The sequence below is a fragment of the Clostridium celatum genome, from assembly GCF_021412605.1.
GTDB classification, from domain to species: Bacteria; Bacillota; Clostridia; order Clostridiales; family Clostridiaceae; genus Clostridium; species Clostridium celatum.
Map to the genome: position 1 here is coordinate 1 of NZ_JAJKGM010000014.1, position 19946 is coordinate 19946.

Sequence of the window (19946 nt, forward strand, 5' to 3'; positions counted from 1 at the left end):
TTATTCCAAATCTACCAACTAATCATACAAAAAAGAGTAGATAGATTTGTTTTTTACACAAATCTATCTACTCTCCCTGACAATACTATTTTTAATCCATTTTTATTATCTAATTCTTTAAAAAGCTTATGAGTATCTTTATAAATATACTTACTCTTTGCTTTATGATTAATAAATTCTCCTCTATCAATTCTTTCTTCAACTAATCCTAAAATATTAATCTTCTCATTATGGATATCAATAGATATTATTTCATTTTCTAATACATATATTTTTTCTTTTTTCAATTTATAAATTATCTCTTCTAATGCTTCACATCTCATTTCATTATTACCTGGTATATAAAAAACCGCTGTATATTTGTTTAAATCTCCTAAAAATCTAACTATTTTATCTATATTCTTCATATTAGAATCTATTATATCACCTGTGGCTACTACAAAATCTGGATTATTTGATAAAATACTTTTATATAACCTTTTGTTATTTTTACCAAACTCTTTGCTATGTAAATCAGAAATTTGTACCATTCTTATACTATTTTTTATATTGCAATTTATTTTTATTTTACTAGTATCTATACAATTATTTTCAAAATAAAAAAATCCATATGCTAATGCAGCTATTGAAATTACTCCTATCATAAATATACTCCTATATATATTCTTTAAATAATTTTATCTCATTAATTATAACCTTGCAATTAAAAAGAGAGTTATCTTAAATGATATATTCGTCATTTAAGAATAACTCTCTTAATATCTTATATTATTGTTCAGCTAATTTCTTTAAATCAGCATATTTTTGTCTAGCATGTTCTTCAGCCATTTGGAATAACTCTTCCGCTTGTTCTGGGAATTGTTTAGCTATTGCTGAATATCTTACTTGATCCATTATGAAGTCTCTGAAGCTTCCTTGTGGTTCTTTAGAGTCTAAGCTTAATGGGTTCTTTCCTTGCTCTTTTAATTCTGGATTGAATCTATATAGATGCCAGTATCCAGCCTTAACTGCTTCATCCATGTTTCTTATAGAGAATCCCATTCCCTTCTTTAATCCATGGCTGATACAAGTTGCATATGCAATAATGATTGATGGTCCATTGTGAGCTTCTGCTTCAAGCATAGCCTTAACAACTTGATTCTTATCTGCTCCTATAGCAACTTGTGCTACATAAACATTTCCATAAGACATCATCATTCTTCCTAAATCTTTTTTCTTAGTCTTCTTACCAGAAGCTGCAAGTTTTGCCATAGCTGCTACTGGAGTTGATTTAGAAGATTGTCCCCCTGTATTTGAGTAAATTTCTGTATCAAATACTAATACATTTACGTCTTGTCCAGATGCTAATACATGATCAAGTCCACCGTATCCGATATCGTAAGCCCAACCGTCTCCTCCAAGGATCCATTGAGATCTCTTAACTAAGTAATCAGCTCTTTCTTTAATTTCTTCAATTAAAGCTTTTGCTTCTTCATTTGTAATATTATTATTTTCTAATATAGCTTCAACTTCTCTTGAATAAACCTTAGACATTTCTCCATTATTCATATTTCCTAACCAGTTAGTAAATACTGTTTTATATTCTTCTGCTATATCCATAGAAATTAATTGTTCCATATTTGAAGCTATTTTCTTTCTCATTTGTTCTGCTGCTAAGAACATACCATATCCAAATTCAGCATTATCTTCAAATAATGAATTTGCCCAAGCTGGACCTTTACCTTCATGGTTCTTAGTATATGGTGTTGATGGCGCTGAACCTCCCCATATAGATGAACATCCTGTTGCATTAGCAATCATCATTCTATCACCAAATAATTGAGTAACTAACTTAATATATGGAGTTTCACCACAACCAGCACATGCTCCTGAGAACTCTATAAGTGGTTGTTTAAATTGACTATCTTTAACTGTTTTACCTGCAGTTAAATGTTCTTTGTTTGATACTTCTTTTGATACCGCAAAGTCCCAATTTGCAACTTCTTTTTCTACTTGAGTTCCAAGTGGCTTCATTTCTAACGCTTTACCTGGTGCTGGACAAATGTCAACACAGTTATTACATCCAGTACAATCTAATGTACTTACTTGAATTCTATAGTGTAATCCTGCTAAAGTTTTACCTGTAGCCTTTTTAACTTCAAATCCTTCTGGTGCCTTAGCTAATTCCTCATCATTTACTAGAACTGGTCTAATACAAGCATGTGGGCATACAAAAGCACATTGGTTACATTGAATACATTTTGACATATTCCATTCTGGAACATCTGTTGCAACACCTCTTTTTTCATATGCTGCAGTTCCTGCTGGGAATGTACCATCTTCCATTCCATTGAATGCACTTACAGGTAATTTGTCCCCTTCTAAAGCATTCATTGGTTGCATTATATTCTTAACAAAATCTGTAACTTCTTTAGTTTCTACTTTTGGTGCATCAACAGCAGTTTTCCATGATTCAGGTACATTAACTTTAACTAATGAATTCATACCAGCCTCAACAGCTTCGTAATTCATGTTAACAACCTTATCACCTTTCTTGCCATATGCCTTCTTAATAGAAGCTTTTAAGTATTCTTTAGCCTCTTCCTCTGGGATAATTTCTGCCAATTTAAAGAATGCAGATTGCATTATCATATTAATTCTTCTACCTAATCCAATTTCAGATGCTAACTTAGTTGCATTAACAGTATAGAAGTTTACTTCATTTTCAGCTATGTATTTTTTCATTCTAGCTGGTAATTTTCTATCTAATTCTTCTTCGTTCCAAATAGTATTTAATACGAAGTTTCCACCTTTTTTAAGTCCTTTTAATAAATCATATTGATTTACATAAGCTTGTACATGGCATCCTATATAATCAGCTTCATCAATAAGGTAAGTTGATCTTATTGGTGTATCTCCAAATCTTAAGTGAGACATAGTAGCTCCACCTGATTTCTTTGAGTCATATGCAAAATAAGCTTGTACGTATTTATCCGTATTTTCACCGATAATCTTTATAGCTTGCTTATTAGCACCAACAGTACCATCTGAACCTAATCCCCAGAACTTACATCTAACTGTTCCTGGTGTAGAAATTCTTAATTCATCTTCTACTGGAATTGAAGTGAAAGTAACATCATCTTCGATACCAACTGTAAAGAAGTTTTTAGAATCTTCTTTCTTTAAGTTATCAAATACAGCTTTAATATCTGATGGAGTAACGTCTTTTGATGCTAATCCATAACGTCCACCAACTATCTTAGGTGCATTTTCTTTTCCATAGAATGCTGAACATACATCTAAGTATAATGGTTCACCATTTGATCCTGGTTCCTTAGTTCTATCAATTACACAAATCTTTTCTACTGTTTGTGGTATAACCTTTAATAAATGCTCTACTGAGAATGGTCTGAATAAGTGTACTTTAACTAATCCGTACTTTTCTCCTCTCGCATTTAATTCATCAATTGTTTCTTCAATTGCTTCTGTAACAGAACCCATAGCAACAATTATTTCTTTAGCATCTTCTGCTCCGTAATAATTGAATAATCCATAGTTTCTTCCTGTTCTCTTACTCATTTCTCCCATGTACTCTTCAACTATTGGGATTATGTTATTGTAGAACTTATTTGAAGCTTCTCTAGTTTGGAAGTATATATCTGAATTTTGAGCAGTACCTCTTGTAACTGGATTGTTTGGAGTTAATGCTCTATTTCTAAATTCTTTTAATGCTTCTCTATCAATCATTTCTGCATAATCTTCATAATCTAAAACTTCTACTTTTTGAATTTCATGTGATGTTCTAAATCCATCAAAGAAGTTTATAAAAGGTAATCTTCCTTTAATAGCAGAAAGGTGAGATACTGGTGCTAAATCTGCTACTTCTTGAACTGAACCAGCAGCAAGCATTACACATCCTGTCATTCTTGCAGACATTACATCTTGGTGATCTCCAAATATTGATAATGCTTGAGAAGCTAAAGCTCTAGCACTTACATGGAATACACCTGGTAATAATTCTCCTGCTACCTTATACATGTTTGGTAACATAAGTAATAACCCTTGTGATGCTGTAAATGTAGTAGTTAATGCTCCAGCTTGAAGTGAACCGTGGAATGTACCAGCAGCCCCTGCTTCTGATTGCATTTCTACAACACTAACAGTTTGTCCAAAAATATTTTTTCTTCCTTGTGCTGACCATTCATCAACAACTTCTGCCATTGTAGTAGATGGAGTAATTGGATAAATTGCAGCTACATCTGTAAACGCATATGCTACGTGAGCTGCAGCAGTATTACCATCTATAGTCATCATTTTCTTTGCCATGATAATTTACCTTCTTTCCTCATAAGTTTTAAATAATAATAATTATCTTATAGTAACTATTATAATACTTACTTTTATTTTTTCTAGTATTTTTCTTTATATTTTTTAATACTATATATTAATTAATATCTTAAATATTTACAATGTCAACTAACGCTTTAAATTTTACCCTCTATATATCATATATACAAGTAGGCACTTTTTTTATATATAGTATCTTTTTTGATACTATGGTATCTTTTTTGATACTATGGTATTATAATAATAAAATACTAAATAATAACTTAAACTACATAAGATAATATAAGGAGATATCCCTTTATGAAAACAGAACTTTTACTTAATAAAGAATGTGTGCTAGATGATTCCCTATCATTTCATAGCCAATGTCATATAAAACATCGTTGTGCTAAATATGAAACATGCCCAATGATTATTTTTCAAAAAATAATCTCTGGAAAATGGAAAATACTAATATTATGGTATTTAAGTAGTGGTCCTTTAAGATTTAGTGATTTAAAAAGAAAATTACCTAATACTACTCAAAAAATGTTAACTAATCAACTTCGTAGTTTAGAAGAGGATAAATTAATTTATAGAAAAATCTATGCTGAAGTTCCACCTCATGTTGAATATGGATTAACTGATATAGGAAAAAAAATAGTTCCTCTTTTAGAAGCTATGTATAAATACGGAATAGAATATTCTTATCATAATTAGTAAAACCTAAAACAAGCTAAAAAATCCTTAGTTTGTTTTTATTTTAACTTGTTTATTGACAATAGTTATTAATAAATTATAATTATTTATATAAAGTATTTTAAATATTTTTCTTGAAGGAGATTTTTTTAATATGGTGAACTCATTTAAAATAACTGATGATTTATTTTGGGTTGGTGCCCTTGACCCTAACTTAAGAATTTTTGATATCATTATGGAAACAAAGTTTGGTACATCTTATAATTCTTATATTTTAAAAGGTACTGAAGGTATTGCATTATTTGAAACAGTAAAAGAAAAATTCTTTGATGAACATTTAGATAAAGTACGTAATGTAGTAAATCCAGAAGATATTACTTACGTAGTAGTTAATCATACTGAACCAGACCATGCTGGATCAGTAGCTAAAATTCTTGATTATGCACCTAATGCAACAGTTGTAGGTAGTACTCTTGCAATTAAATATCTTAGCAATATAATTAACAGACCATTCAAAAGCAAGGCTGTTAAAGATGGTGAAACTTTATCATTAGGTAATAAAACTCTTAAATTTATAAGTGTTCCTCAATTACACTGGCCTGATACAATGTATACTTATGTAATTGAAGACGAAACACTTGTTACTTGTGATTCTTTTGGAGCTCATTATAGTGATCCATGCATATTAAAGAGTTCTTTACCAGAATCAAAAGAAGATGATTATGTAGAAGCATATAATTACTACTTTAGAATGATAATGGGACCATTCAAACCATTTGTATTAAAAGCTTTAGATAAAATTAAGGACTTAAACTTAAGCTATATTTGTCCTGGTCACGGTCTTGTTTTAGATAAATCAAATATAGATAAATATATGGATTTATATAGAGATTGGTGTGTTGAAGTTAAAAGAGAAAAACCTAGCATAGTTATTCCGTACGTAACTGCTTATGGTTATACAGAAATTATAGCTAATGATATCAAGAGAGGAATTGAAGCTGCTAACGATAATGTAGATGTACTTATGTATAACTTAGTTGACGCTGACTTAAGTAAGGTCGCTGCTGATATTAATGAATGTAGCGGATTATTAGTTGGTTCTCCTACTTTACTATGTGATGCTCTACCTCAAATCTATACTTTACTTGCTTCTGTAAACCCAGTTATTCATAAAGGTTTACCAGCAAGCTGTTTTGGTTCTTACGGTTGGAGTGGTGAAGCTTTAAAGAATATAAACGAGAGATTTAAACAACTTAAATTAAATGTTGTTTCTGAACCTTTAGGAATAGTATTTAAACCTAGTGAAGATGAATCTGAAAAAGCATTTAACTTTGGTTATGATTTTGCTAAAAAAGTTTTAAATTAATATATATTATTATATATTAAAATGAGCTGTTAAAATTAACAGCTCATTTTATATTTTAATTAATTTCTATTTTTTATTATAAACTTAATTAAATCCATTATTAATGCTGAAAGTAATGCCAAACCTAAACATATTCCAAATTGCAATAATCCAAATGTATTAGGTATTGCAAATATTCCCCTTACTCCTGGTATAAGAACAACACAATATAACAATAAACATATTCCTATTGCTCCTATAACATACTTATTTTTAAATAACCCTAATTTTAAAATAGGTATATAATCTGATCTTGCTGGTAATGTTTGAAATATTCTAGCTAAAGTCACTGTTGAAAATGCCATAGATGTACCTAATTCAGGAGATATTAAATCCCCTATATATTGTGATGATATTACCACAACTCCTATAATAATACCTCTAACTAAGACTGCTTGCCATGTACCACCTGCAAGTATACCTTCATTTACATCCCTAGGCTTTTCTTTCATTATATTAGGTTCTGCCATTTCTAAACCTAGAGCAATAGCAGGAAGTGAATCATTAATAAGATTTATAAATAATAATTGTAATGCAGTAAATGGATTAGGCCAATTTACAAACACAGCAAAAATTATTGCTATAATGGCTCCTAAATTTCCTGCAAAAAGATATGTTATTGATTTTTTTATATTACTATATACAGTTCTTCCAACTTCAATGGCAGCAACTATTGTTGCAAAGTTATCATCAGTTAATATCATAGCTGAAGCATCTTTAGCTACATCAGTTCCACTTCCCATACCTATTCCTATATTAGCCTGTTTAAGTGCTGGCGCATCATTTACTCCATCACCAGTCATAGCTGTAATACAACCTTTCTTTTGCCAAGCCTTTACTATTCTTATTTTATTTTCTGGAGATACTCTTGCATAAACACTTATATGTTCTAATTCTTTATCTAATTCTAATTCACTTAAATCATCTAATTCTTTACCAGTTAATGCTTTATCACCATCTTTCATTATACCTATGTCTTTAGCGATTGCTGCTGCTGTAGTTTTATGATCTCCAGTAATCATTATTGTTTTTATTCCAGCACCAATAGCTTCTTTTACTGCATCATAAACTTGTTCTCTTGGAGGATCTATCATTGCCATAACACCTACTAATGTCATATCTACTTCATCTTCAAGACAAGGAACAAAATTTTCATCTGGAACATCTTTTATAGCAAAAGCTAAGACCCTTAATGCCTTATTTGAAAATTCTTCATTTTTTTCTCTATATTTATTCTTAATTTCTTCTGTAATATTAATCTCTTCTCCATCATTTAAAGCCTTTGATGAACGTGCAAAAACAACATCTGGTGCTCCTTTAGTAAACATAATTGCATTGCCATTTATAGCATTTACTGTAGACATAAGCTTTCTATCTGAATCAAATGGAATTTCATTTAATCTATCATATTTTTCACGTATTTCTTTATAATCAATTCCTCTTTTAGTTGCAAATCTAAGTAATGCTACTTCTGTTGGATCACCAATCTCCTTACCTGTATTTGTTATTTCTGAATCATTACATAAGGTTGAACCTAAATTTATGGCTTCTACTTGTTCCTTGGTATCACCATCAACCCTATTTTCTATTACCTCATCTTTATTAACTCCATACATATAAAAATCAACAACTGTCATTTTATTTTGAGTTAATGTTCCTGTTTTATCGGTACAAATTACACTTGTAGAACCCAACGTTTCAACAGCAGGCAACTTTCTAATAATTGCTTGTCTTTTAGCCATATCTTTAGTTCCAACTGCAAGTACTATTGTAACTATTGATGATAATGCCTCTGGTATAGCTGCAACTGCAACTGCTATAGCAAACATAAAAGAATCAAATATTAGAGATTTAAAATTATTTCCTGCAAAATATCCTCTAACTACCTGTATTCCAAAAATAACTGCTGCGAGAATCATTATAATTATTCCTAATTTTTTGCCAAAGTCGTCTAATTTTTGTTGAAGAGGTGTTTGTTTACTTCCTGCACTTTCTAAAAGCGTAGCTACTTTTCCTACTTCAGTATTCATTCCTGTAGCTGTAACTACCAATGTGCCTCTACCATAAACTACAGTTGCACCGCTAAAGACCATATTTCTTTGATCTCCAATAGCAACTTCTTCTTCAATTCTATCTGTATGCTTAAGAACAGCTTCAGCTTCTCCTGTAAGCATTCCCTCTACTACCTTTAAGGTTTGTGCTTCTATAAGTCTTCCATCTGCTGGTATATAATCTCCCGCTTCTAAAAATACTATATCACCAACAACTAATTCTTTAACGGGTATTGTTGATTTTTTACCATTTCTAATTACCTTTGCATTAGGTGATGATAATTTTTTTAAGCTATCTAAAGAACTTTCCGCCTTTCTCGTTTGAGTAACACCTAAAACTGCATTTAGAATTACTACAACAAATATAATTAATGATTCAACGAATTCACCTAAAAACATTTGTACTATAGCTGCAATAAGTAAAATTATTACTAATGGATCTTTAAAATTTTCTAAAAACATCTTCCATATAGGTGTTTTTTCACCTTCTTTAAGTTCATTATAACCATATTTATTTAATCTATTTTTAGCTTCCTCCTCCGAAATTCCATTAATACTACTATCTACTTCTTTTAATACATCAGTATACTCCTTCTTATAAAGCATATAATTACCCCTTTACTCTTTAGTTTAACTCTTCTTAGATATAGTATTTCTTTTTATCCCTATTTCTATTAATTTTAAATAATTATGTTTTTATAAAAACATAGTCATATTTAGTTATAACATTGTATTTACACAACATTTAAAACTAAATATGACTAAACATTCTTATTTCAAATTTTTATATAAGCTTCAAAATAAATTCTTTAATATTATTACTTAAGACTTCCTGATCTAATTATTGAAATTAATAACCAAATTCCAAATATAGCAGATAAAAAATATCCCCCTATTCCAATTACCGATACCCCATAAATTCTCGGTTCTGGATTTGAATTTATAATGATAGATGATGCAATTAACATACCTCCTACAACTAAAGAAAAGGCTAATCTATTAACCATCTTATTTAAACTATTCATATATTTATTAGTTTCATCAACTTTAACATTTAAGCTAAGTCTTCCACTTGCTAAAGTATCCGTTAATTCCATTATCTTAGCTGGCATTCTAATCAAATTTTTAGATATTCCATATGATTTAAATAAAATGTCATCGAAACTGAACTTTGAAAGTAAATATTGCTTATGAATATCCTTAACATATGTTATTACTAAAGTAATTATGTTAGTTTCAGGAGATAATTCTGCAACTATTCCTTCTACCATAATCATACATCTAATAAGTAATATAAATTCACTTGGTAATCTTAAATTATTATTCTTAGCAATTTCCATTACTTCTTGAAGTAATAACGATAGTTTTATATTTTTAAGTGACATAGAAACATAACTTTTAAAAATATAATTTATATCTTCATATAGCTTATTTCTATTTATTTTACCTGATTTTATTGCTATTCCTATAATAAAATCTGTAATTTTATTAATATCTTCACTTGCTAACCCATCTATTGCATTATTTAATCCATCTTTAAGTTCTTTTGATAACTCTCCAACTATTCCAAAGTCTATAAAACATATTTTTCCTTCAGAAATTAGTATATTACCTGGATGTGGATCACCATGAAAAAATCCATCTTTAAGAATTTGCTTAAAATATGATAATGCTAGCTTTTTGGCGATATCCTCTTTATCATATCCTAAAGCTTCTATTGCATATCTATCATTTATTTTAAATCCACTTATATTTTCTAAAGTTAATACTCTTTCTTTTGATAATTCCTCTACAATATATGGTGCATAAATACATGAAATATCTTTATTTAGTTCTTTAAATTTTTTTATATTATTGGCTTCTAAATTGAAATTCAATTCTCTTTCTGTTGACTTTTTTATTTCAATTAATGCCTCCTTAGGATCCATGATAGTATCCTTAAGCAACCATCTAAATTTTTCGCTTAAATCTATTAATATCTCAAAGTCTTTATACATCTTTTCTTTTATATTAGGTCTCTGAATCTTTATTACAACTCTATTACCATTTTTTAATATCCCGCTGTAAACTTGTGCTATTGAAGCTGATGCTAATGGATTTTTATCTATCTTTAAAAAAACATCCTCTAAATTTTTTGAGAATTCGTTATAAAAAACATTATTCATTTCTTCAAAACTCTCACTTGGAACATCATCTTGTAATTTTGATAATTCATTTAGATATATATCATTAATTAAATCTGGTCTTGTACTCAACACTTGCCCTATTTTAATAAAAGTTGGACCTAATTCTTCAAACGCTTTACGAAGGTTTATAGGGGATTTCTTTTCTTCTTTATTCTTTTTATCAACTATATATTCAAATCCATAGTTTGCAAAAACCTTTATTATTTCCATTACTCTATTATTAGAATTCCCCATATCTTAACCTTCCTCTTTATATAAATTATAAGTTGCTACTTTCAAAATATTAAAAATATACTTCTTCTTATATTATTATTTTAAAATTACTTCCTATTCTTTATTATTAAGTTGTTTTTCTAAACTATATACCCTTGCCTTTAATATTTCATATTCATCTCTAGTTACGTAATTATATGAATCTATTTTTATATCGCTATTTTCTTTATGAATTTTATTTGTATTTCCCAATGTATCTTTATTTGAAAGCTTCGCTGATTTTTCCTTAAAACTTCTCTTTAATTCATCTCCTAACTCTTTCCCCTCTTCTACAGTTATTTTCCCTTTCTTAACCAATTCATCTATAAGATCTACTGCCTTATCATACGTAGTTGCAACTGCCCCTACTCCAAATAACATAACTTTTTTTAATTCATCCATCATTTTTAAAACTCCTTTAACTATATTCTATTAATGATATTATTCCATTTTATTGAAATTATACTCATATTTATTGTTGCTATTCAATTCTATTACTTTTATTTATATTTAATTACTAATAAAAAGGCTAGTAAATAAAATTTTTACTAGCCTTTTTATAGTGGTTTATATTAAATTAATTCTAATAACTTCAATACTTCTATTGCAATCTTTCTTTCTTTGCCTTTATATGGATAAGAGTGTATATGAATTGCAGGATTAAAATTCAACTCTATTATTGCATAATTAGTGTTTTCATCTCTATAATCTTCAAGCATCATATCTACACCACATATTTTAGCACCAGCTGCTTTTGCAGCTAAAACTGCAATTTCTTTAAATTTTTCTGGTATATCATCAGTGTAATCTATACTATCTCCACCAGTGCTTATATTAGAGTTTTCTCTTAGGTATACAACTTCGTTAAGTAATGGTATATAATCAAAATCCTTCCCTTGCTGTTTCAAGAAAAGTTTAGCATTTTCCTCTAGATTTATTTTTTCAAGTGGTGTTACATATCCCTTACCTCTTAAAGGATCTTGATTTTTGATTTCTACTAATTCCCTTATAGACTTTTCTCCATCACCTATAACATTTGCTGGCACTCTATGAAGAATTCCAACCACTTTATCATCTATAACTAAAAATCTATATTCTTTTCCCTTAATAAATTCCTCAATTAACACCGTATTATCATGTTTAAACGCTAATTCAAAAGCTCGAATGATATCTTCTAAAGTTGCACCTTGTGGGAAAATATTTATTCCTATTCCAAAATTAGTACTTTTAGGTTTAATAACAATAGGTTTATTTACATAATTTTTTGCCATAAGCTTTGCTTCTTCTAAACTATTAAACTCATAGCCATTTGGTACCTTTACTCCCTTTTCTTCCAATACCCTCTTTGTAACAGTCTTATTTTCCATGATTAAAACTGACACATAAGTATCCTTTGAAGTTTTAGTCGCTTGTTTAACATACTCAATTTTATTATCTTTTTTTAGTGAAATAAAATTTTCACTTCTATCAACTATATTTACATTAATTCCTCTTTTAATAGCTTCCTTCATTAATATTTGAGTAGATAATTCTAAATCTTCATAGCCTTCAAGCTTAAATCTATTATTATAAGCATTTTTCTTATATTCATTAGCTAAAGTAATAAAGGATTCAATATATCCATTTTCTTCAATTAATTTAGTTACTTTATAAGCATATGTCAACTTACTATCTTTAACTTTTTTTATCATATTGCTTATAACATCTTCTTTACCTAAAGATAGTTCATTATTTATATACATAATCTCATTTAATATTTCTAATCCTAAAGATTCTCTACTTTTTAATAAACCATCACTTTTTAAGTTAACATCTTCTAATCCATTAATGGCAATTATTTGTTGATTTTCTAATGCCTCTTCTTGCCAATTTTTATAATCACTTTCCTCCTTAACTAATAAGAAAATATTAAATATTTGTAAGAATTTCAAATCATCTAATGCTATTCCACCCTTTTCAAAAGGATTAACATCTATACTTCTATATTCTAAATATTTTATCCCGTCATTAAGTAAAGATGTTGTAAAACTCTTTGTATCACTTGGCTTTAATCTAACTTGACTATAAAGTTCCTTATGACTTTCTATTATTCCATCTTCAATATAGTTAGCTATGCTTTCTAAATATGCTCCTATAGTATTATAGCTTGGAAATAGATCTATTTTATTCTTATATCCACATTTACCATTTCTATGAGATATAGCCCCTATACTACTATATCCAGCATTAGAAACCTTTTTTAGTGGACATTTGCATCCATCTATAAAACTTTCATGTACAACTGGTGCTGCTCCCAATAAATAAACAATTAACCATCTATATCTTAAATAATTTCTTGCAACTTTTAAGTAAATATTATTTTTAAACTCCTTATAACTAAGATTTTCATTGCTATTTTCATATAACCTTTTAATTATATTTTCATCAAAAGAAAAGTTATAATGAATTCCTGATATAAGTTGCTTTTTACCACCATATTTTTTAAGTAAATTTTCTCTATACTCCTCTGATGCTTTATTATCTTCACTATACTTAGCAACTGGTATTTTCTCATCTTCTGGTATTATACATGGCATTGACTGTGGCCATAAATACTCATCTCCAATCTCCATGGCAGCTATATCATAAAGTGCCCTTGTAAAATTATAGGTTTCTTCTATATTATCAAAAGCTGGTGTTATAACTTCTATTTGACTTTCTGAAAAATCAGTAGTTATATACGAATTATTTGCTTTATCTCCAAACTCCTCAGAGTGTAATGTCATAGCCAACTTCCCATCATTATCAACCCTTAAAGTCTCTCTTTCTATACCATAATTACCTTTAAGTATTTCATTTGATATAAATAAATTTTTAATCTTTTCTAACATATAAGTCTCTCCTTACCTTTATTGCATATATTAAATACGCTGCACTCCCCTTTAAAATACTTGATATTGCTATACTCCACCATATACCGTTTATTTTAAAATATTTCATTAATACTAATGCCATTGGAATTCTAAGTACTGTAAAAACTATACTTATAATAGCTGGTATTTTAGGCTTTCCTAGTCCAGTAAAAAATCCATTAGATACCATTTCTACAGTACTAAATGCTTGAGAAAATGCAACTGCTTGTAAATACCCATATGCAATTACAATAGTATCTTTTTCTCTTATAAATAGCCTTATAATTGGCGCTTTAAAAAATATAAATATAATTGACATAATTATAGAGTATGTAATCCCAATTAATAGGGCTGTATTATAACCTTTTATTATTCTATCAAATTTTTTAGCTCCAAAGTTTTGACCAGTAAAACTTGATATAGCTCCATTTAATCCTCCAATAACCATATATGTTATAGATTCAATTTGAAGACCTATCTTTTGAGCTGCTATAGCATCTGAACCAAATATAGCTATAATCTTTGCTAAAATAATATTTACAAGAGTAAATAAAATTCTTTGAAATGCCATTGGAAATCCTAATCTTATTATTTCCTTAGATTTATTTAAATCTATTCCTAACTTTTTATCATACTTTAATATTCCATTTGATTTAATTTTATATAAAATAAACATTGCTATATTTGCTATTAATGTAGCTATCGCAGCTCCTAGTACTCCAAATTTTAATATATATATAAATATTGGATCTAAAAGTATATTAATTATAATACCAGTAGCATTTATTTTCAGAGTTTCACTATTGTTTCCAAAACTTCCGAATATCCTAGAATATAAAAAATTAAAAAAAGAAAAGAATAATATTGGACCATTTAGTGCTAAATAATAATACGCATCTCTTTCTACAGTGGGATTATTAATATTTAAAAAATTTATGAAATTTTTTCCTAAAAAAATTAAAATCAATGCATACAATATAGCTATTACTAAATTAATGAATATTCCTGTATTTATATATTTTTTAACTTCAACTTTTTCTTTTTTGCCAATTTCATGAGATACCTTAATTCCAGTTCCTATAACAACTAGTGAATTTATAGCATATCCTAATCCCACAAAAAAACTTGATGACCCTATACTTGCAACTGCATTGCTTCCTAAACCACCAACCCATAGCATGTCTATTAGATTATATGTAAATTGAAGCAATGAACTTCCCATAATTGGTAAAGCCAAAGCTGTAAGAACCGAAACAACCTTACCTTGTGTTAAATCAACTTTTTTCATTATTCCTCCATTAATTAATTTTAAAGTAAAATCCACATAAAATAATAGGAATGTTAAAAACATTCCATATTCTAAAATAATTATTTATTGTTCGCCTTCACAAATTTCTTTTTTAGAAATCAAATCATTTAAAAATGAAACAATTTTATTACAATTATTTATATTTAAACTATAATAATTCCATGTGCCTTTTTTTCTTGATATTACTAATCCACAATCAATAAGCACCTTCATATGATGTGATAACGTTGGCTGGGTTAAATTAAAATGTTCTAACAACTTACAGGCACATTGTTCTTCTGAAGATAATAGTTTTATTATTTTAATTCTATTAGAATCGCTAAGTGCTTTAAATACCTTTGAACTTACATCATATTCATTTTCCATTGCTTCCTCCTATATAGATAGTTATCTATATATTAATTTATTCTATATTTTTTAAATTGTCAAATTATAAATCTATATTTTACCTCACACTTATTACTCTAATATCAATTTTCCAGTAACACTTGATCCATTTTCTAACCTAAAACTCTTTTTAACTTTTTCATCTTTAAAAAATACATTTCCTTCAACTCTAAAGTTATCAAAAATTACATCACTTGCTTCTATATACATATTTCCTACATAAATTCCATCTTTTAAGATAGTATGATTACTTTTTATAATAAGTTTGGGAGAAGTTATAGTATAATTTGCATTATCATAACTAAAATTCAATCTTCTTTTTACTACCCTAACCTTATGTTTTTCGGTAGTATCGGTAATTAAAAAATCTCCTTCCATTACGAGATCATTATTAGCTGTTATATTATTTTTTATTGTTACGCTATAATTTTCTTTAAGCCCTGTTGTTAATTCATCTTCATTGGTTACTAGATATGTATCTCCCTGTACATCTGCTATTTTATTATTTTCTATATTATCTATTTCTTCTAATTCATCAATCTCTTTATTAACATCATTTTTTCTCTCAAAACATCCATAGCTTATTGTTGCATATATTAATATTAAAATTACAAAAAGCACTCTTTTCATAGCTACAACTCCTAACAATTCTATTAAAATATACAATAGTATTTATTTTAGTTTTTCTCTATTAATTTCAAATTATTCCTGAAACATCGCTTATATAAATTAAAAATCCAGTAAATATGAACTGCTTCTTTCATAATAGTAACAGTCCTATTATTTAACTGCTTACTATAACAGAAACATATCATATTTCACTGGATTATCTTTTACCTACATTTTTTTTGTCCTCTCAAAGCATACTTAAATCCACATTTAAATCCTACTTTTCTTCCCTCTTCATATCCTGCTTTATATGCTGATTCCCTACCTGATTCATCTCCCTCTTCTTTACCTACTACAAATCCTTTTTTATATCCTAATTCATATCCTCTTCTGCGACCTCTTTCAAATCCTTCCCTAAATCCTACTTTCTTTCCTTCTTCGAATCCTTCTCTATATCCTGCTTTCTTTCCTTTTTCAAATCCTTCTCTATATCCAATACTTCTACCCTCTTCAATACCGTCTTCTTTTCCACAACGATATCCTAGCTTTTTACCGGCTAAAAAAGCATCTCTTAATTCATCACATGTACATCCTTCTTTTTCTCTAGGTCCTTCACACCTAAAATCATCTTCACGATCTTTTTCTGATCTACACTCATCTTCATCTTCGTATTCACACTCTTCTTGATTACAATCTTCATCATAATTAAATTCTTCTTCATTATCATAATCATCTTCTGTATCATATATCTTTTGTTCATTATCCTCTTCTTTATAATAACTATATTCAATATATGCATTATCATCTACTTGCGCTTCTTCAACTGTCCCTAAATTTTCTGATTCCATATCTTTTGATTCCATATCTTCTGAATCCATATCTTCCTCTGGATCAAATTGGTCAAAAAATCTTTCGTCCATAATTTTATATCTCCTTTGAATATTTTATTCATAATTCATTATATGAAGATTAAAAACAAGTGTTATTCTTTACACTATAAATTTTACTTTTTCACCAATCTTAGACCTTATCTATTCTACTCTGTGATTATTTTTCAAATTTTCCAGCTGCATAATCCATTACACTTTCTAAGTTACTACAATTTTTTCCTGCTCCTTGTGCTTTAAATTGACTTCCTCCTCCTCTTCCGTCAATTAAAGTTATAGCATCTTTTAATAAATCATTCATAGATATATCTTTTAAATTATTGGAACTTGCAAAAATTAAATTTGCTCTATCTTCAAATTTTACAGCAAATAAAACTACTACATTTTCTTTTTGAACTAACTTATCTGCAATTTTAGTTAAGTGCTTAATATCACCATTTTCATATATCTTTTTAATTATAGAAATACCTTTTACCACTTTTGCATTTTCAAGCATTTCTTTAATTTGATACTCTCCTATTTCCATTTTAATTCTTCTATTTTCATCTAATATATTTTTTAAATCATTTGTAATATTTATTATAGTATTCTTTGCATCATTCTCTCCACAATTTAAGAATTTACATATTGCATTTCTAAAATCATATTTATTAAAATAATCATTAACTGCTCTTGTTCCTGCTAAATACTCTATTCTAGTATTTCCCTTATGTTTTTCCCATCTTATAATCTTTATTGCTTGCAAATCTAAAGTTCTACTTGGATGAACTCCACAACAAGCATTAATATCTAATTCACCTATTTTTACAATTCTAATCTGTTCATCTGTATTAGGTAGATCTCTTCTTAAATCAAGCTTTTTAAGTTCTTTCTTAGATGGTGTTAAAAAATCAACTTTTATATTTTCTTTAATTATTTCATTAGCTCGTATCTCAGCTTTTCTTATAGTTTCCTCATCTAAATATCCTTTAATATCAACTGTACTAACTTCCTTACCCACATGTACGCTAACTGTGTTAGCATTAAACATAGTGAAAAAACACCCTGATAATACGTGTTGTCCTAGATGTTGTTGCATTCCATCTAATCTTCTCTCCCAATCAATTTTACATTTTACTCTATGTATTTTTATTGGCTTTGTCTCAGTAACATGGTAAATAACACCCTTTTCTTCATATACATCAATAACCTTATGATTATCAATATATCCCAAATCACAATGTTGTCCTCCTCCACCTGGGAAAAAAGCACTTCTATCTAATTCAATATGAAAATTATTTTCCTTTTGTATTATATTAGTTATTTCAGCTGTAAACTCTTTCAAATATTGATCTTCATAATAAAGTTTTTCCATAATAATTAATCCTCCTCATTTATAACGACATTTCATCGTTAAATCCTTTTATTTTTAATTTATATATTTAATCAATTAAATTAAACTTATATATTTATATAAGTTTCCAGTAAATAAAAGGATGTTTTCTATTTTATTCTAAATTTTATATTACATATAATAATAATTCAACTTTTATATTTTCATCCACTCACCTTCCATTATTTGCAAAATATTCAAAAGTTGTGTTATAATTGTGTTTATTAACATCTATATTATTCTAATTTTTTCCTATTATTTGTTTTTTTCACTCTATTTTATATGTATTTTTAACACTTATAAGTAATATATAGGCAAAAAATTTGACATACAAACAATATTTATAGTATATACTATGTAAATGCAATTATTATTTTTAGGAGGTGCATTTTTCTGTTTAAGAAAATAATATCTTCTGGTGTTATAATATCACTTTTACTTTCAAGCGTAGATCCTATAATTGCTTACGCTGATACACCAGAATCGACAATCGAAGAAAATAAAGCTAAATATCAAGAACTTAACAGTAAAATAATAGAGTTAAATTCTGAAGTTGCATCATTAAATATTGAAATAGAACAACTTAATGCTAAGCTAGACGAAAATAAAAATGAAATTTCTACTATAAATGATGAAATTGATTCAACAGAAGCTGAACTTGAACAAACCAAATTAGATATTGAATCTGGACAAAAAGTATTAGATAACAGAGTTAGATCAATGTATAAAAGTAATATGTCTTCTAACATTATCTTAAGTATACTAACTTCAACAAGCTTATCTGATTTTGTTTCTAGAGTTCAATCTATATCAAGATTAGTTACTGTTGATAAAGAAATTTTGACTGATATTAACGAAAAAAAGGACAAGCTAAATGATTCTATAGAAAGACTTAATTCAAAAGAACAAGATTTAAGAAACCTTAAACTATCTATAGAAAATGATTTAGAAAAAATTACAGAGATTCAAAAATCTCAAGAAGAAGCATTAGAAGAGTTAAATAGTCAAAAAGATTCTGTTGCTGCAATAATAGAAGAAAATGAAAATCAATTAATTTCTCATTCATTATCTATAATTAATTCATCTACTTCTACTTCAGAACTTCAAAATGCAATAGATACATTAAATCTACTATTACCTCAATTAAGTAGCTCTAATGTTATTTCTAAAGCTAATGATGCAATTTATAATGCCAATTTAAAGATTGAAGAACTCAATACTATTGTAGTAGATAAACCTGTAATAGGCGAAAACATGGGTACATCTAAAAAGACTTTTACTATGGAAGCTACAGCTTATACAGGTGGTGGAATAACTGCTATGGGGTTACCCGTTGTTAGAGATCCTAATGGATTAAGTACAATTGCCGTAGATAAATCCATTATTCCTTTAGGATCTAAAGTTTATGTTTCAGGTTATGGTGTTGCAATTGCTTCAGATACAGGGGGAGCTATTAAAGGAAATATTATTGATGTTTACTTAAATACTTATGAAGAGTGTGTCCAATGGGGTAGAAGAACTGTTACCGTTGATATACTAGCATACCCTGGCGAATGGTAATAGCCAGATTTTGATTCTAAAAGTTCATGATAT

At 28.2% G+C, this 19946-nt stretch carries 15 protein-coding genes; 3 read left to right on the forward strand and 12 right to left on the reverse strand.

What is annotated here, in order from left to right:
* Positions 1-53 precede the first annotated feature (53 nt).
* Positions 54-644, reverse strand: a complete 591-nt coding sequence (locus LPC13_RS07750; protein ID WP_234088732.1) for a metallophosphoesterase — start codon at positions 642-644, stop codon at positions 54-56.
* Positions 645-768: 124 nt separating this feature from the next.
* The gene (gene nifJ, locus LPC13_RS07755; protein ID WP_234088733.1) at positions 769-4305 is read right to left on the reverse strand and encodes a pyruvate:ferredoxin (flavodoxin) oxidoreductase; all 3537 of its coding nucleotides are present in this window, start codon (positions 4303-4305) and stop codon (positions 769-771) included.
* 321 nt (positions 4306-4626) lie between these two features.
* Here nifJ and LPC13_RS07760 point away from each other — a divergent pair, with 321 nt between their 5' ends.
* Together LPC13_RS07760 and LPC13_RS07765 are read left to right on the forward strand one after the other, a co-directional pair.
* Positions 4627-5025 carry a winged helix-turn-helix transcriptional regulator gene (locus LPC13_RS07760; RefSeq protein WP_005214400.1) on the forward strand — a complete coding sequence of 133 codons (399 nt, stop codon included), beginning with the start codon at positions 4627-4629 and terminating at the stop codon, positions 5023-5025.
* Positions 5026-5158: 133 nt separating this feature from the next.
* The gene (locus LPC13_RS07765; protein WP_195244332.1) at positions 5159-6370 is read left to right on the forward strand and encodes an FprA family A-type flavoprotein; all 1212 of its coding nucleotides are present in this window, start codon (positions 5159-5161) and stop codon (positions 6368-6370) included.
* 59 nt (positions 6371-6429) lie between these two features.
* On the opposite strand, the gene LPC13_RS07770 is transcribed toward LPC13_RS07765, so the two are convergent.
* From LPC13_RS07770 to LPC13_RS07815, 10 genes are all read right to left on the reverse strand, one after another.
* Entirely contained in the window at positions 6430-9066 is a 2637-nt protein-coding gene (locus LPC13_RS07770) for a calcium-translocating P-type ATPase, PMCA-type (protein ID WP_195244331.1), read from the reverse strand.
* 212 nt (positions 9067-9278) lie between these two features.
* Positions 9279-10880 (reverse strand): ABC1 kinase family protein, encoded by a 1602-nt coding sequence (locus LPC13_RS07775; protein WP_005214413.1) that lies wholly within the window; start codon positions 10878-10880, stop codon positions 9279-9281.
* Positions 10881-10973: 93 nt separating this feature from the next.
* Positions 10974-11303: a phasin family protein gene (locus LPC13_RS07780; protein WP_005214415.1), complete on the reverse strand. Its 330-nt coding sequence runs from the start codon at positions 11301-11303 to the stop codon at positions 10974-10976.
* A gap of 167 nt (positions 11304-11470) precedes the next feature.
* The gene (gshAB, locus tag LPC13_RS07785; protein ID WP_005214417.1) at positions 11471-13768 is read right to left on the reverse strand and encodes a bifunctional glutamate--cysteine ligase GshA/glutathione synthetase GshB; all 2298 of its coding nucleotides are present in this window, start codon (positions 13766-13768) and stop codon (positions 11471-11473) included.
* Positions 13752-15077 carry an MATE family efflux transporter gene (locus LPC13_RS07790; protein WP_234088734.1) on the reverse strand — a complete coding sequence of 442 codons (1326 nt, stop codon included), beginning with the start codon at positions 15075-15077 and terminating at the stop codon, positions 13752-13754. The genes gshAB and LPC13_RS07790 overlap by 17 nt, the downstream gene beginning before the upstream one ends.
* A gap of 84 nt (positions 15078-15161) precedes the next feature.
* Entirely contained in the window at positions 15162-15464 is a 303-nt protein-coding gene (locus LPC13_RS07795; protein ID WP_195244329.1) for an ArsR/SmtB family transcription factor, read from the reverse strand.
* A gap of 93 nt (positions 15465-15557) precedes the next feature.
* Entirely contained in the window at positions 15558-16115 is a 558-nt protein-coding gene (locus tag LPC13_RS07800) for a hypothetical protein (protein WP_040419790.1), read from the reverse strand.
* 203 nt (positions 16116-16318) lie between these two features.
* Complete coding sequence (locus LPC13_RS07805) at positions 16319-17014, reverse strand: Yae1 family protein (RefSeq protein ID WP_005214425.1); 696 nt, start codon at positions 17012-17014, stop codon at positions 16319-16321.
* Positions 17015-17141: 127 nt separating this feature from the next.
* Entirely contained in the window at positions 17142-18335 is a 1194-nt protein-coding gene (locus LPC13_RS07810; protein WP_005214426.1) for an alanyl-tRNA editing protein, read from the reverse strand.
* Positions 18336-18865: 530 nt separating this feature from the next.
* On the reverse strand, positions 18866-19102 hold the full coding sequence (locus LPC13_RS07815) for a hypothetical protein (RefSeq protein WP_207733640.1): 237 nt from the start codon (positions 19100-19102) through the stop codon (positions 18866-18868).
* On the opposite strand from LPC13_RS07815, the gene LPC13_RS17100 reads away from it, so the two are divergent.
* Positions 19074-19913: a 3D domain-containing protein gene (locus tag LPC13_RS17100; RefSeq protein WP_005214427.1), complete on the forward strand. Its 840-nt coding sequence runs from the start codon at positions 19074-19076 to the stop codon at positions 19911-19913. The two genes, LPC13_RS07815 and LPC13_RS17100, sit on opposite strands and share 29 nt — an antisense overlap.
* Positions 19914-19946: the final 33 nt, after the last annotated feature.